Source organism: Amycolatopsis sp. NPDC054798 (genome assembly GCF_053611505.1).
In genome coordinates this window covers 58,078-73,328 of sequence record NZ_JBSHAM010000028.1, presented here as the reverse complement: position 1 = coordinate 73,328, position 15,251 = coordinate 58,078, and the positions used below count along the sequence as shown (strand labels likewise).

Below are 15,251 nucleotides of genomic sequence, written 5' to 3'. Positions count from 1 at the left end.
GGACTACACCAATCGAATATCCTCGCCGAAGACACGGGGAGGGACGATGCCCGGACCGGGTTTTGCCGTACCACGCCGGGAATTCGTGCGGACGCTGCTGCACCGCGGCAGCCCGCCGGAGCGGCCGGACTCCGGCGAGGACCTCGCCGCGGTCAGCGACGCGACGCTGGCGCGTGCCGCGCGGTACTGGGTGGTCGTGCCGGTCGCCTACCGGATCGCCGCGTTCGTCAAGGTGTTCATCGGCTTCGCCGCGGCCAACGGCAGCGCCGGACTGTTTCCGGTGCTGCCCGCGGCCGCGCTGGGCGTCGCCGCGAACGCCGGGTTCCTGTGGTGGCTGCTGCGTTCGGGCGGCCTGCCCGCCCGGCGCACGCGGCGGGTGCTCACCGCGGACCTCTGCGCCGGGTTCGCGCTGAACCTGGCGGTCGCGGTGCTCGCGCCGGACGCGGTGCAGCCGTTCGCGATCGACGTCACCTGGACGTGGCTGGTCGGCTCGGTCGCGATGTGGGCCGGGACGTCCGGGCTGCCCGCGGCGCTGCTGCTGCTCGCCGCGGCCGTCCCGGTGCGCGTCCTGCTGACCGTGGCGGGCGGGCTGCGGCCGGACAATCCGCTCGCGCTCAACCGGTCGCTCGGCTGCCTGGTCGCGCTGGCCGTGGCGATCGTGGTGGCGTGCGGGATACTGGTGCTGCTGGGCGTCGGCACCCGGTTCGCGCTCGACATCGGCCTGCGCCGCGGCCAGGAAGCCGAACGCAAGCGCACCCAGCGGCTGCTGCACGACAGTGTGCTGCAGACGCTGGAGGCGCTCGCGATCTCCCCGTCCGACGACGCCGACCACGCCGCCGAACGGCTCGCCCAATTGCGTTCGGTCGCGCACGCCGAGGCGGCCGAACTCCGCCGGAGCATCACCGAGCCGATCGAACCGCGCAACGGACGCGGTTTCGTGGTCGAACTGGCCGACGTCGCCGCCGAAATGGCCCGCGAGGGCCTGCGCACCCAGCTGGTGGCCGCCGACTTCGCCGACGACGACCGCCTTTCCGCCGACCGGCGCACCGCGATGTGCGAGGCGGTGCGGGAAGCGCTGCGCAACACGGTGAAACACGCCGGGACGAGCCGGGTCGTGCTCCGGGTGGAGGAACGCGACGGCGGGACCGCGGTCGTCGCCAGGGACCAGGGCCGCGGCTTCGACGTGCGCGAACGCGGCCCGGGGTTCGGCATCCGGCAGTCGATCGAAGCGCGGCTGGCGGAGGTGGGCGGCCGGGGGCAGGTGGAATCGACGCCGGGGCACGGCACCCGGGTGACACTGTGGGTGCCGCACTGATCCACCGGGCAGCGGATTCTTCTCTCGACTGGATGAATTGATACGTTTTCAGGATATTTACACCTGCCTGAGTAATTAATTCAACGCGCCTGGCGCACACTTGTGTTACCAGTTGCGGACAAACAATGTCCGAGCATGCGCCCCGTTCGTAGGTTCACAGTCCGGCTCCGCGAGGCTGATAATGGAGGGTCGAGCACGTCAAATCCCAGCAGTGGGAGCGCTTGCATGGACACGCCTGACGAGGCGCGAACACATCGGGCCGAGCGGAATCGCCGGATGCTCGAATCCTGGCGGGCCGGCGCGTCGATCACCGAGATCGCCCGGGAACACGGGCTGTCGCTCAGCTGGACCGGACGGCTGCTGCGGCAGGAAGGCGCGGTTCTGCCGGAAATCCGGCAAGGCGTGCGCCGTGAACTCGACGTGCCGAGAATAGTCCGCGAGTACGAATCCGGCTCGACTATCCAGAGCATCGCGGACGCGCATCAGGCGTCCTATGGAACCATCCGCCGCTTGCTGCTGCGGGAAAAAGTCACTATCCGCCCGCACGGCGGGCAGAACGCACTCGAACGGCGCAAGTCCGGCGAGAGCCCGCGGCATTGATCACCCGTAGAGGGTGGGTGATTCCGGACTCGTTCCGTTCCTTTTGACGCCCAGAGCCGGTAAGGAGGAATAATCGGGGGTGTGGAATGAGTGAAACGCGGCCAGGAGCAGTGACGTCCCACAGACCAGTGCGGGCGCCGGTCCAGCTTCCGCCCGCGCCGCCCGTGCTGCTCGGCCGCACCGCGGAACTCGCCCGGCTGGACGAAATCCGGCTCCGCTCCGACCCGGCCCCGTCGGTCGTCGTGCTCACCGGTGTCGGCGGCATCGGCAAAACGGCACTCGCCCTGCACTGGCTGCACACCCACCGCGCCCGCTTCCCGGACGGCATCCTCTGCGCCAGATTTTCCGCCGAGGGAACCGAAACCGCGGAATCCGCGAGCGGCGTCCTGCACGGTTTCCTCGCCGCGCTGGGCGTTCCGGCCGACGACATTCCCGCTGCGCTCGCCCAGCGGGCCGCCGAATTCCGTGCGGTGACGGCAGATCGCCGGTTCGCCGTGCTGCTCGACGACGTCGTGCACAGCGCCGACGCCCGCGCCGTGCTGCCGTCCAGCGCGAGCGCGTTCGTGCTCGTCACCAGCCGGTCCCAGCTGACCAGCCTCGCGCTGGACGGCGCGGAAATCCTTCCGCTGGAACCGCTTCCGGACAAACCGGCCCGCGAAGTGCTCGTCCGCCGTTCCGGGCAGCGGCAGATCAGCCAAGAGGACGCGGAAAATCTGCTGACCGCGTGCGCCGGCCTCCCGCTGGCGCTCACCATCACCGGAGCGAGACTGCGCGTCCGGCCGCGCCGCAACCCGCATCAGGAAGCCCGCCGCGGACGCACCCGGCGCTTCGGCGCTTTCACCGACCTGGCAACGGTTTTCGACGCCTCCTACGCCGCCCTCGACGATTCGGCGGCCCGGCTCTACCGCACGTGCGGCATCCTGCCCGGCCCGCACCACCCCGTCGACGCGCTCGCGGACACCCTGCAGAGTTCGCCCGCCCATCTGGACGACGCCGTCGACGAACTGATCGAAGCCAACCTCCTTCACGAACTGGAGGACGAAACCGTGGCACAGCACGATGTCGTCCGCCACGACGCCCGCGTGCGCGCGGAACGCCAAGACGCCGAAGCGGACCGGAACTATCTCGTCCACCGGTACACCCGCTGGTACCGCGACCAGACCGTCACCGCGAGCGCGCTCATCCACCCGTTCCGGCCGACCTTCGCGGCAGAAACCGTTGCGGCGACAGGATCTTTCGCCGACCGCGACCACGCGGTGAACTGGTGGCGCCGGGACCGGCCGGTGATCAACGCCGTCGCGAAAGCCGCCTCGGCGCACGGCTGGGACGAGGAACTGTGGCAGCTCGCCGAGGCGTCGTGGGGATTTTTCCTGCACCACCGGGATTACGACCAGTTCTTGGAGCTGTGCACGGCGGGGATCGAGGCGGCCCGGCGATGCGATCAGCCGTTGGTGGAAGCCCGCTTGCACAGCCAAGTCGGCTACGTCTACGACCGATTGAAACAGTTCGAGAAAGCTGCCGTCCACCATACCGCGGCACTCGAGATCGGCGACCGGGAAAACCATGGCCCGACGCAGGCCACGGCACTGTCGCGAATGGCCCGGGACGCCCGGGGCCGCGGCGACCTCGAAGGAGCGCTGGCACTGTACGAGCGCAGTGCGGAGAAACACGCCGAAATCGGGCTTCCGCGCGGGGTCGGCATGGCCCGGCGCCGCCGCGGCGAACTGCTGATCAAACTGGGCCGGGAGGACGAAGCGGTACGGGAGCTGACCGAAGCCGCCGCCATCATGGCCGAGGCGGACGACGCCGGCCAGCACGCGCGCGCGGCCATCCCGCTCGCCGCGATCCACGCCCGGCGGGGCGATTACGCCCGGGCGCGTGCCGAACTCCTGCACGCGCTCGAAGGCGTCGAACGCCTCCAGTCACCGCATTTCCAGGCCGAGGTCCTCACCGCGCTCGCCGATCTCGAACGCGGCCACGGCGATGAGGCAAGCGCCCAGCGCCATCTCGACGCGGCCCGCCGCCTCAGCGGGGACTCCGCCGAGCCGCCGCACTGACCACACGGCCCCGCCGGGCCAGCACACCGCCGCGGCGATCGCGCCCGGCCACTCCGCTCTCAGTTCGTCGGCCTCGCACCTCGCGACGGCTCGCGTGCTGCGCCGGACCACGACGTCGGCACTGGCTGAGCACCGAGATCCGGCCCGGTCCACGTCGGCGACCAGCACCGGCACCGCGCGACCTCCGGGCAGCGCGAGCGCGACCCGGACGACCCCGGTGCTCACGCGTCCCACCCAGCCAGCGGCCGGGGCACCGCCGGCGACGGCGGGTACGCCAGGGCAGGCGGTTCGGGCAACTCCAGCAGCTGGTACATCGCCGACCGCAAAATCCCCGCCGAACAGTCGATCCTCGAGCTGACGACCGGCAGCACCTCCGCGGCGAGCCGCGGGGCCGCGGCGATCGCGGCTTCCTCCTGCTCCTCGAACGGCTGCTCCTCGTCCAACGGTTTCGTCCGCGCCCGCACGATGTCCGCGACGCTTCCGGCCCGCGCTTGCCCGTCCGGCAGCGCGGCGAGCGTCACCGGCCTCCCCATCGCCGCCGCGTAGCCCGTGGTCGAGCCGTGGTCGCCGATCACCCAGTCAGCCGCAATCATGGTCGCCTGCCATCCCTGTTCGGGCGGGATCACGCGCAGCCCCCGGCACCCGCCTAGCCAGGCGGTGACCTGCCGCCGTCCGTGCACCGCCCAGATGTTCGGATGCAGCACGGCCGCCACCGCGTAACAGTCTTTCGGCAGCGCGTTCACGAGCACTTCGTACATCTTCGGGACACGGCCGAACGCCGAGTCAGTGAACCAGGTCGAGCTGAGCACCACCAGCCGCCGCGAGCCGACGCCCAGAGCTCGCCGGTATCGCTCCCGCCGTCCGCCCGCCGCGCGCAGCACGTCCAAACACAGGTCACCGGCCACGACTGCCGAGGGCACCGCCTCCGGGCACCGCTCCCGCAGCACGTCGACTTCCGATTCGGTCGCGAGGCCGAGCACCGCCGGAAGCACCCGCCCGCGGAAGGTGATCAGCTCCCGGTCCAGTCCAGTCGTCTCGACCGTCGCCCCTCCCGCCTTGCGGCTGAACCGGCGCGGCCGAGCGCCTCCGATTCCGTGCCCGATCAGCAGCAGCGGCCCGCGCACCTGGTCGAGATGCCGATGACTGGCCGCCAAGACGAGATCGAACCGGTGCGCCACCGCCTGCTCCCAAGGCAGCAACAGCCCGTCCTGCGCCCCCACGTACTCCTCGACCCCCGCCCACCGATCGGTGCTGTGCGGCACGGTGAACATCACCTGCACCCGAAGATCCCGTTCGAGCAGCGAGATCAGCTCGACCAGCCGCGTCCCCGCCGTCACCGTCGGAACGACCGCCAGCACGGTGCGGCAGCCCGGCCGCGTCACCCGCGAAGCGGCGTCGAGACCGATCGGGCCGCGGACCCATACGTCGTGCGCCATCCTCATCCCCTCCGTCCAGAACCAAGCCGACGAGCCGAGGCTGCGGCGCGGTCCTGACCGGACGCTTCCCGCCGCCGGACACAAAGCGGACCGAAACCGGACAAGACAATTCCCCGGATGATCGTTGTCCCGAACCGGTCGCCGATTCACCGGATAGATGCGAAACTGGGCAATCGACGAGGGAGGACGTCGAATGGACTTCGCCTACGGAATTCTCGGGCAGACTGCGGTGCGGATGCACGGGAAGATGAATGAGCAGTGGGGCCGGCGGCAAACCCGGAATATTCTCGCGATCCTGCTCACCCGGCCGGGCCAGCGCTTTTCCCAGGACACCCTCATCTCGTGGCTCTGGGACGACGATCTGCCGGGCAACCCGCAAGAAGCCCTGCACAAGGCGGTTCACCGGCTGCGCGAAGCCCTTCCCGAAGCGGACGTGCCCGCCTCGGTCGCCCGGTCCGGCGACGGCTATCTGGCCGATCTCGACGAGGGATTGGTGGACGTCTCCGTTTTCCGGGAAATAATGCGAAATGCGCACGCCGCGGCCCGTTCCGGCGATCATGAAACGGCGTACGAATCAGCTGTTTCCGCGCTTTCCTTGTGGCGCGACGAGCCGCTGGCGGAGCTGCGCACCGAACGCGCGGGCAATTGGCGCGAGGACAAAGTCAAATCCATGTTGCTTCCCGCGCGAGAATTCCTGACGAGCCAGTTGCTGACGCTCGACCGTGCCGACGAGGCCGCGGGCTGGCTGCAGGAACTGGCCCCCGAGCACGCCTCCCGGCTGGCCTTCGTGAAGCTCCAGCTCCAGGTCTACTACGCGCTCGGGCAGTCCCAACAGGCCATGACCTACTACCTCGACGCGCACCGGCGATTCCGCGACGCCGCCGACGACACCGCTGCGGCCGTGCTGCGTGCCTTCCACGCCGAGGTCCAGGACCGCTACGAGAACCCGCCCGCGCCGCCCGCCGTCACGCCGGTGCGCCGGACCGCGCCGCCGTCCCATCCGCTCCCCCGCGATCTGCGCGGGTTCATCAGCCGCGCCGGCGCGATGGAAACGCTGGACCAGTGGCTCCGGCCCGGCTCGCCGGCCCGGGCACCCGCTGTCGTGCTCAGCGGCCCGCCCGGAATCGGCAAGACGAGCCTCGCGGTCCACTGGGCGCACCGGGCCGCGGACTGGTTCCCGGACGGGACGATCTACCTCGACCTGCACGGTTTCGGCCCCGCCCCGCGCCTTGAGCCGTCCGACATCGTCGACCGGCTGCTCCAGGAACTCGGCTATCCCGTCGACCACGTCGTGGACGCGACGGCCCGCGCCGCGGTGCTGCGCAAGCAGGTGGCCGGCCGTTCCGTCCTGGTCATCCTCGACGACGCGGAGAACTCCGAGCACGTCGACCGGCTGCTGGACGTCCTGTCCGAATGCGCGGTGATCGTCACCTCGCGCCGCAGGCTCGGCGCGCTGACCCGGCGGCACGAACTCTCCGCCCTCAGCCTCGACCGCCTCGACGACCGCGATTCGCTGGACCTGTTCGTCCGGCGCCTGCGCGGCCGCGGCGAGCGGGAACCCGACGCGGCCCGCCGGATCGCGCACCTCTGCGACGGCCTGCCGCTCGCGCTCACGCTCATCGCCGAGAGCGCCGTGCGCCGCCCGGGGCTGAGCCTCAGCACCATGCTCGACCAGTTGCGCGACCCGGAAATGCTCTTGAGCATCGGCGACGACGGCGACGACCAAAGCCTGCGCGCCGCGTTTTCCTCGTCGTACCAGATGCTCGAACCGCCGAGCCAGGCCGTTTTCCGGCTCTTCGGCCACCACCCCGGCGCGGAGATCCACGTCGACACCCTGCTGTCCGCGGCCGGCCGGCCCGCCGCGGAAACCCGGCGGGCACTGGAAACCCTGGTCGCCTTGCACTTGATCGACCAGCCCGGCGACACGGACCGGTACCGGATCGTCTCGATCTTCCACCGCTACGCGCAGACGCTGAGCACTCAGGACTACGACCCGCAACCGTTGCGCCGCTTGCTGTCGCACTACTGTTGCACCGCGGACAACGCGCACCGGATGGCGCACCCGCACCGCGACCGACCGCCGCGGCTCGCCCCGGAACCGGGAATCTGCCCGACGCGGTTCGAGACCTCGGCCGCCGCCCATCGCTGGTTCCTCCGCGAACGCACCAACCTCACCGCGCTGGCGGCGATCGCCGAGAAACATCGGCTCTTCGACTACGCCTGCACCCTTCCGCATCTCATGCACGACACCTTCGTCGTCTACGGCTTCTACGACGAGATGATCACCGGCCTGGCCGTCGCCGCCCGGGCCGCGCGAGCGAACAAGGACTCTCACGCGGAAGGGTCGACCCTCAACGATCTGGGGGAACTGCATCTCACGCTCAGCAACCACAAAGCGGCCGAGGACGCGCTGGCCCGGGCCCTCGAACTGGCCATCGACGACGAGTCTCCGATAGCGAAGCTCACGATCAACGTCAACCGCGCCCGCCTGCACCGGGCCACCGGCCGCCACGCGGAAGCGATCGCGCTCCTCCGCCGCTGCATCACGCACGCGCAACGCAACGGCGACCGGGTCCGCGAGGCGAAGGCGGAACAGTATCTGGGCGAAACGCTCGCCGAACTCGACCAGTACGAAAAGGCGCTGCCGCACTACCACCGCGCCCTGCACCTGCGAACGCTCACCGGCGACGCGTCCGGCCAAGCAGCCACCTACATCACGCTGGCCGAACTCCATCTCGGCCAGGAGGAATTCGCCGTCGCGCACCGGCATTGCCAACTGGCGCAGGCCCAGATCGCCGGCGATCTCACCGCCGGGATGCGGCTGCGCACCGTGCAGGCCCGGCTCGCCGCGGCCGAACGGGACGACCGGGCCGCGCTGAGGTTGTCGCAGGAAGCGGTCGAGCTGGCCGCGCGGGCGCACAACGCGACGGGACAGGCCCGGGCACTGGAAGCGTTCGCCGAGATCCTTTACTCGCGGGGAAATCGCGAGGACGCCGTCGACGCCTGGACTCGCGCCGCCGCCTTCTACCGGGGCCGCGGCCGGGACGCCAAGGCCGACCGCGTCGAGGAGCGGCTGGCGGCGGCCCGGGACCCGCACCCGATTCCGCAGGCCAGGGACGGCGAGACCGACCAGGAAAGCACCGTGGCCATGCCTGCGCCCCGGCGTTCCGTAATCCGCCAGAGCCGATAAGCGGGGGCGCCGAAACAGTTCACCCGTCCTTGCGGCAGGATCATCACACCGAGGTTGCCTGCAATTGCCGACACCCACTCTGGGTAGACCCCCGGAGGTGTGTCCGCAGAAAAATCCTGGCGGCCTGGTCGCAACTGATATCCACGTTGCGAAACATGAAAAGCGTACATGATCCTCGCAAGGAGTTCCGTTGGCTTCGTTCGCATCAACACTGCTTGCCCTCGCGCCCTTGGCCGCGCTGGCAATAGGAGCCATCCAGGATTGGTGGCGTTGCTGAATAGCCACTGAATCCGGCGTTGGCGTTGCCGTTTCTACGTTTTTCGTAGCCGCAACGCCAACGCCGGACAGGCCGCAGCCGCCTTTCGAGCCTCGGCCAGCAGCGATTCGGGCACCGTTTCCCCGCGTACCAACGGGTAACCCCATTCGTCCACAGTGATCAGTTCCGGCAGGACGTCCGCACACAAACCGTGTGCCCGGCAGGCGATCGGGTCGACCCTCAACTGGTTCATGCCGCACCCGCCGTGATCCGGCACGAGCCAGCCGTCAGATGAGCCCGAAAGTCGGCCGCAAAAACACGCAGCGCGCTCGCAGCGAGGCGAACCGCTCCGTCCGGATGAGCGCACGCGCCCCGTCCACTGAGGAGCGGAAGACGGCGCGCCAGGCGACCGGTCGCGTCCCGACCGGCCAGCAAGTCGGTGAAATCCGCAGCGATGGCGGGAAGTCCGAACATGCACGGTCCACATTGGCGGGCCGATTCAGCGGCCAGCCGGGAAAGAATATTCCGGGTCACCTCGATACCGCAGTTCGGTTCGGGAAGCAGATGCACCGAAGACAGCCCCGGTTCCCGCCCCAGGGGCAGAGGGTCGGCCAGGGAGCGCGGCATCCAGGTTCCGCCATACCCGCCGATCAGAACCGCTTGCGCGGCAATGGATCCGCCAGCGCGGGCGAGGATTCCGGAAATCGGGGTATCGGCCGGGACTTCCAGCACACCGGGGCGAGCGACCGCTCCGGTGACGGTGACCAGGTCAGTGTGGACAGAGCGATAGCGGTCCGCACCGATTCGGGCGACAAGCGCGAACCGGGCCAAGGTCTCGACATTCTGGACTAGTGTCGGACGACCGCGCAGGCCGCGTTCGGCCGGGCGCGGGAATTTTCCGGTCGGGCGGACGTCGCCAGTGCCCAGGAAATGCACCAGCGCGGTTTCCTCGCTGGCGACGTAGCGGGGCTGGACCGCGACCAGCTTCACCGGCACCGGGTCGCGGCGTTCCGCCAAAGCGGCCAGTACACTCCGATTCCCTTCGTGCAGGCAGAGGAAAGCCTCGGTGGCGCCGACTGCGCGAGCCGCGACCTGGATTCCGTCCAGCACCAGGTGCGGCGCAAGCTCCAGCAGAGCACGATCCTTACTGCTGAAGGGATCGCTCTCGCAACCATTGGCAACCACAATGGACCGTCCAGGTGCGACAGAGCGCAGCTTTGCCGCGGCAGGGAAGCCACCTCCGCCTCGACCGCGGATACCGGCGGCGTCGATTTCGTGGATCACTGCGTTGCGATCCAGGTTGCCGGGAAGACCACCGTGGACGGACAGATGGGCGGAAAGGTTGTTCCGGTGCAAGGGAAGCACGTGTCACCTCCGAAGTGGCGAGAGGCGACGCGCCTCGGTGTCGGGACTGGTACTGCCGAACCGCACGCTCGCCGCGGCCAGCACGGCGACCAGGCACGCGATGTCGAGCGCGATCAGCAACGGACGTGCGCTGTCGGACGCGAGGAGGCCGACACTGTGCGCGAGCGCGACCGGCCAGCACAAGTAGGCGAGCCAGTGCACCGCGCGCCACAGCTGCGGCGGAATGCGGGTCCGCAGCAGGCTCGTCACGACGATGGCGAGCAGCAAATCCACCGCTACCGCACCGATTCCGATCCAGAACGGCTCGTAGCCCGAGACGAACGGGACGACGGCAGCGAGCCAGCCGAGGTCCACATAGCCGTCGACGATCGCGAAGATGATGTGTGCGCCCAAGAAAACGAGGCTGGTCAGGGCGAGGTTCCGGTGCAGGTCCGCGAGGGCGATGCGCGGCCACCGCCGGGTCGCGAACCGTCCGGAGTTGAGGAATCCGAGCACCACGACGGCCGTCGAGAACACCAGCGAGACGATTCCGGTGGCACGGCTGAAGTACCAGAGCGCGGAACTCACGATGCACGCTCCCGGCGGTCCCCCGGCCAGCCCGCTGTAGTCCGAATCGCGCCGCGCGAACTCACCAGCCGCGCGGGCAATCTCCGCGCCCCCAGCCATTCCAATGCCGCCACGCCGAGCACCACGGAAGCCGTGCTGGCCGTGTTGGCGTCCACACAGGACTTCGCCGCCACGGACACCGTCCGCCAGCACGGATCCGCCGATTCGCCCGTCCGCGGATCGACAATGTGGTGCACCACGCGACCGCCGCGCCGCCAGGTCCGCCTGGCGACCCCCGACGTCGCCAGGCCGCCGCTGGTGAGCGTGATCGTCGTACCGGCGTGGGCGACCGCGTCGCTGTGGTCGTCGCCGATCGCCACTTGCCAGCCGCCTGCCGGAGCCGGACCCGCGACAGCGAGGTCGCCTCCGAGGTTCACCAGCACGCCGCAGCCGTAGCGGCGGGCAATCTCAGCGGAAGTCTGGTCCGCCGCAAAGGCTTTCGCGGTCGCGCCGAGATCCAGCGTGACGCCGCGCGGCAGCACGACAATGCGCCGGGCCGGTTCGAACAACACCCAATGCGAGCCCGGCGCGGGAACTGGCGTCGCTGCGGGCCCGTCGGTGATCTGGGCGAAGTCCCGGTCGTAGCCGAGCGCCGCCAGCGACCCGCCGACCGTCGGATCGACCAGACCGCCGCTCAGCCACGAAGCCCGCAACGCCGCCGACAGCGCGTCGGCCAGCAGCGGGCTCACCTCCACTTCCCGGCCCGCGGCCCGGTGGAGTGCCGAAATCTCCGAATCAGTCCGGAATCGGCTGCATGCCCGATCCAGTTCGGCGAGCCGCGTCCGCAGCAGCGCGGTCGCCGGACCGAGCGCGGTCTCCTCGGTGACGAGCACCCGCGCGGTCGTGCCGAGCGCCGGGAACGCCGCCGAATACGGCCCGGTCACGACGCGCCCGATCCGGTGTGCGCGTGCCCGGTGCCGGATCCGGGCTCCTGCGCGGGCGCCTGCAGCTGGTCCTGAGTGCTCGTTCCAGTACCGGTGGAGGCGGTGCTGTCACCGGTCGAAGTGGTCCCTCTGGCCGACCCAGCCGCGGTCAGTCCGTAGCCGATGCCTCCGGCCGCCGCGACTCCGAGCACTGCCGCGACCGCCGTGACGAACGCGGTCCGATGCCGGACGCGTGCCCGTTCTTCTTGCCGTTTCCTGATGTCCGGGTCCATGCCGGGGTCCTCTCCGGTGGTGGGAACACCCAGTCTCAGCCGCGTTTCTATGAGTCCGCTGGGAGCGACCTGTCAGTTTGCTTCCAGTCACTACACTCCGCGCATGAGCACGGTCCTCGCGTGGGCGACGCTGGCGGTGTGGGCCGGGCTCGCGTTCTGCCACGGCTGGTTCTGGCGCACCGAGCAACGCCTGCCCAAGTTGGTCCGTCCGGACGTCTGGCCGTCCGTCGCCATCGTGGTGCCCGCCCGCGACGAGGCCGAACTGCTTCCGGAAACCCTGCCCACCCTGCTCCGCCAGACCTATCCAGGCGACGCGCGAGTCATCCTCGTAGACGACGGCAGCACCGACGACACCGCGGAAGTTGCCCGCTCGCTGACTGTCCCGAATGGACTCCCGCTCGCTGTCACGAGCCCCGGCGAACCACCGGACGGCTGGACTGGCAAGCTCTGGGCCGTAGCGCACGGCGTCCGCGAAGCCGGAGACGTCGACTTCCTCCTCTTGACCGACGCTGACATCTCACACGGCCCCGATTCGCTGGAAACCCTCGTCGCCGCTTCCACCAGCGGACGGGACCTGGTATCTCAAATGGCCGTTCTGCGCACCGCAACGTTCTGGGAACGGCTGATCGTGCCCGCGTTCGTGTACTTCTTCGCGATGCTCTACCCCTTCTGCCGCGTGAACTCCGCCCGCTGGCGCACCGCCGCCGCGGCCGGCGGATGCGTCCTCGTCCGCCGCTCCGCGCTCGAACGCGCTGGCGGGATCGAGGCGATCCGCGGTGCGGTCATCGACGACGTCGCACTCGCCCGGGCGGTCGCGTCGGCGGGTGGCCGGATTTGGCTGGGTTACGCCTCGAAAGTCTGGAGCGTCCGGCCGTATCCGCGGCTCGCCGACCTGTGGCAGATGGTGGCCCGCAGCGCCTACACCCAGCTCCGGCACTCGCCATTGCTGCTGGCCGGAACCGTGGTCGGCATGATCGTCGTTTTCCTGGCCCCGCCAGTGCTGGCGCTGACCGGCGCGTGGCAAGCCGCCGTGGCCTGGTTCCTGATGGCGGCGACGTTCGTGCCGGTGGCCCGGTATTACCGGCAGCCCCTGATCGCGGGGGTGTGGCTGCCGTTCACCGCCGCGTTGTACACGCTGATGACGCTGGATTCGGCTCGCCGCCGGACTGGCTGGAAGGGCCGTACGTACTGAGACCCCTGCAGCTGGCCGAGTTGGATGACGGCACTCGGCCGATGTGGCATCCTGCCGACATGACGTCGTCCCGAGGGGGCAATGCCTCGTAAGAGGCCTGGCGCGGTGCGCGCCGATCGACCCCAGACCCGCGATCGCCGATCGACAGTCCCGATTCCCGGTGTCAGCAGAAGAACGCAGCTCGCGATCGAAGCCGCGGAGACTCGCCAGCTGTGGCCGGAAAGCTTTTCCCGAGCGTTTGACCGATACCGCCGCTTCCTGCGTCAGCCCGGCCGCTGGCTGTACCTGCCGTGGCCTGACTGTCCGTGCTGCGATCCGGTCGATGCCCGGGACGAGCTGGAAGCCACCCTGCGAACGCTGCCTCGCGGCGCCCGCGCCGAACTGCGCCGAGTCCTCGCTCCTCTCGACGACGAGTTCCGGCGAAGGACCCTGCCCGACCCCACAGCCAGTTCGATCAGTCCCTGGCATGCCGCCGCGTGGTGGCGTCAGCGCCTGCACGAGCGGTGAAAGGCCGCCTGGACGTCGGGTCCCCGCCCCGGGAGAGCGAGTTCACACCACCCGGGGATGCACGTTCATACATCGTCGTGCATAATCATTCCTATGTCCAAGGTGCTCACTTCCCTTCCCGTCGGCGAGCGGGTCGGCATCGCGTTCTCCGGCGGCCTCGACACGTCCGTGGCGGTGGCGTGGATGCGCGACAAGGGTGCGGTTCCGTGCACCTACACCGCCGACATCGGCCAGTACGACGAACCCGACATCGCGTCCGTCCCCGGCCGCGCGCACGCCTACGGGGCGGAGCTCGCGCGGCTGGTCGACTGCAAGGAAGCGCTGGTCGAGGAGGGGCTCGCGGCGCTGACCTGCGGCGCGTTCCACATCCGCACCGGCGGCCGGGCCTACTTCAACACCACCCCGCTCGGCCGCGCGGTCACCGGCACCCTGCTGGTGCGCGCGATGCTGGAGGACGACGTCCAGATCTGGGGCGACGGCTCCACCTACAAGGGCAACGACATCGAGCGGTTCTACCGCTACGGCCTGCTGGCCAACCCGGGCCTGCGGATCTACAAGCCGTGGCTCGACGCGGCGTTCGTCGGCGAGCTCGGCGGCCGCAAGGAGATGTCCGAGTGGCTGCAGGCGCACGACCTGCCCTACCGCGACAGCACCGAGAAGGCCTACTCCACCGACGCCAACATCTGGGGCGCCACGCACGAGGCGAAGTCGCTGGAGCACCTCGACACCGGCATCGAGATCGTCGAGCCGATCATGGGCGTGCGGTTCTGGGACCCGGCGGTCGAGATCGCGCCCGAGGACGTCACGATCGGCTTCGAACAGGGCCGTCCGGTGAGCATCAACGGCAAGGAGTTCGGCACCTCGGTCGAGCTGGTGCTGGAGGCCAACGCGATCGGCGGGCGGCACGGGCTCGGCATGTCCGACCAGATCGAGAACCGGATCATCGAGGCCAAGAGCCGCGGCATCTACGAGGCCCCGGGCATGGCGCTGCTGCACGCGGCGTACGAGCGGCTGGTCAACGCGGTGCACAACGAGGACACCATCGCCAGCTACCACAACGAGGGCCGTCGTCTCGGCAGGCTGATGTACGAGGGCCGCTGGCTGGACCCGCAGGCGATGATGCTGCGCGAATCGCTGCAGCGCTGGGTCGGCACCGCGATCACCGGCGAGGTCACGCTGCGGCTGCGGCGCGGCGAGGACTACTCGATCCTCGACACGTCCGGCCCGGCGTTCAGCTACCACCCGGACAAGCTGTCGATGGAGCGCACCGAGGACTCCGCGTTCGGCCCGGTCGACCGGATCGGCCAGCTGACCATGCGGAACCTCGACATCGCCGATTCGCGCGCCAAGCTGGAGCAGTACGCGAGCCTCGGCATGGTCGGCGGCAACTCGCACCCGAAGCTGATCGGAGCCGCGCAGGCGGCCTCGACCGGCCTGATCGGCGCGATGCCCGAGGGCGGGGCCGAGACGATCGCGTCCCGCGGCCGGGCCGACGACGTCGAGCTGCTCGACCGCGCCGCGATGGAATCCGGCACCGACTGAGGCTTTTCTCCCGCGGATGCCCGCGCCGG

13 protein-coding genes are annotated in these 15,251 nt (G+C 69.8%); 7 read left to right on the top strand and 6 right to left on the bottom strand.

Annotated features, from left to right (window positions below; translation table 11 throughout):
- Positions 1–46 precede the first annotated feature (46 nt).
- The 3 genes from ACWGIC_RS19240 (at position 47) to ACWGIC_RS19230 (ending at position 3,972) form a co-directional block, all read left to right on the top strand.
- Positions 47–1,315 (top strand): sensor histidine kinase, encoded by a 1,269-nt coding sequence (locus ACWGIC_RS19240; RefSeq protein ID WP_452077293.1) that lies wholly within the window; start codon positions 47–49, stop codon positions 1,313–1,315.
- A 225-nt stretch (positions 1,316–1,540) separates the two neighbouring features.
- Positions 1,541–1,915, top strand: coding sequence for a helix-turn-helix domain-containing protein (locus ACWGIC_RS19235; RefSeq protein WP_452077292.1), 375 nt, complete (start codon positions 1,541–1,543; stop codon positions 1,913–1,915).
- Positions 1,916–2,025: 110 nt separating this feature from the next.
- On the top strand, positions 2,026–3,972 hold the full coding sequence (locus ACWGIC_RS19230) for an NB-ARC domain-containing protein (RefSeq protein WP_452077291.1): 1,947 nt from the start codon (positions 2,026–2,028) through the stop codon (positions 3,970–3,972).
- A gap of 221 nt (positions 3,973–4,193) precedes the next feature.
- Here ACWGIC_RS19230 and ACWGIC_RS19225 read toward each other — a convergent pair whose 3' ends face one another.
- A complete protein-coding gene (locus ACWGIC_RS19225; protein ID WP_452077290.1) occupies positions 4,194–5,408 on the bottom strand; it encodes a hypothetical protein in 1,215 nt (404 codons plus the stop codon).
- A gap of 193 nt (positions 5,409–5,601) precedes the next feature.
- Here ACWGIC_RS19225 and ACWGIC_RS19220 point away from each other — a divergent pair, with 193 nt between their 5' ends.
- A complete protein-coding gene (locus ACWGIC_RS19220; protein WP_452077289.1) occupies positions 5,602–8,598 on the top strand; it encodes an AfsR/SARP family transcriptional regulator in 2,997 nt (998 codons plus the stop codon).
- 311 nt (positions 8,599–8,909) lie between these two features.
- Here the strand turns inward: ACWGIC_RS19220 and ACWGIC_RS19215 are convergent, their stop codons facing one another.
- The 5 genes from ACWGIC_RS19215 to ACWGIC_RS19195 are packed head-to-tail and all read right to left on the bottom strand — an operon-like array spanning position 8,910 to position 11,981.
- Positions 8,910–9,107 (bottom strand): ferredoxin, encoded by a 198-nt coding sequence (locus ACWGIC_RS19215; RefSeq protein WP_452077288.1) that lies wholly within the window; start codon positions 9,105–9,107, stop codon positions 8,910–8,912.
- The gene (locus tag ACWGIC_RS19210) at positions 9,104–10,219 is read right to left on the bottom strand and encodes an NADH-ubiquinone oxidoreductase-F iron-sulfur binding region domain-containing protein (protein WP_452077287.1); all 1,116 of its coding nucleotides are present in this window, start codon (positions 10,217–10,219) and stop codon (positions 9,104–9,106) included. Before ACWGIC_RS19210 ends, ACWGIC_RS19215 begins: the two co-directional genes overlap by 4 nt.
- Before the next feature lie 3 nt (positions 10,220–10,222).
- Positions 10,223–10,786 carry a ferric reductase-like transmembrane domain-containing protein gene (locus tag ACWGIC_RS19205; protein ID WP_452077286.1) on the bottom strand — a complete coding sequence of 188 codons (564 nt, stop codon included), beginning with the start codon at positions 10,784–10,786 and terminating at the stop codon, positions 10,223–10,225.
- The gene (locus ACWGIC_RS19200; protein WP_452077285.1) at positions 10,783–11,709 is read right to left on the bottom strand and encodes an FAD:protein FMN transferase; all 927 of its coding nucleotides are present in this window, start codon (positions 11,707–11,709) and stop codon (positions 10,783–10,785) included. The genes ACWGIC_RS19205 and ACWGIC_RS19200 overlap by 4 nt, the downstream gene beginning before the upstream one ends.
- Entirely contained in the window at positions 11,706–11,981 is a 276-nt protein-coding gene (locus ACWGIC_RS19195; protein ID WP_452077284.1) for a hypothetical protein, read from the bottom strand. Before ACWGIC_RS19195 ends, ACWGIC_RS19200 begins: the two co-directional genes overlap by 4 nt.
- 103 nt (positions 11,982–12,084) lie before the next feature.
- Between ACWGIC_RS19195 and ACWGIC_RS19190 the strand changes: the two genes are divergently transcribed.
- The 3 genes from ACWGIC_RS19190 to argG all read left to right on the top strand — a co-directional run bounded on the left by ACWGIC_RS19190 (position 12,085) and on the right by argG (position 15,222).
- Positions 12,085–13,173, top strand: coding sequence for a glycosyltransferase (locus ACWGIC_RS19190; RefSeq protein ID WP_452077283.1), 1,089 nt, complete (start codon positions 12,085–12,087; stop codon positions 13,171–13,173).
- 105 nt (positions 13,174–13,278) lie between these two features.
- A complete protein-coding gene (locus tag ACWGIC_RS19185) occupies positions 13,279–13,680 on the top strand; it encodes a hypothetical protein (RefSeq protein ID WP_452077282.1) in 402 nt (133 codons plus the stop codon).
- Positions 13,681–13,773: 93 nt separating this feature from the next.
- Positions 13,774–15,222, top strand: a complete 1,449-nt coding sequence (argG, locus tag ACWGIC_RS19180; protein WP_452077281.1) for an argininosuccinate synthase — start codon at positions 13,774–13,776, stop codon at positions 15,220–15,222.
- Positions 15,223–15,251: the final 29 nt, after the last annotated feature.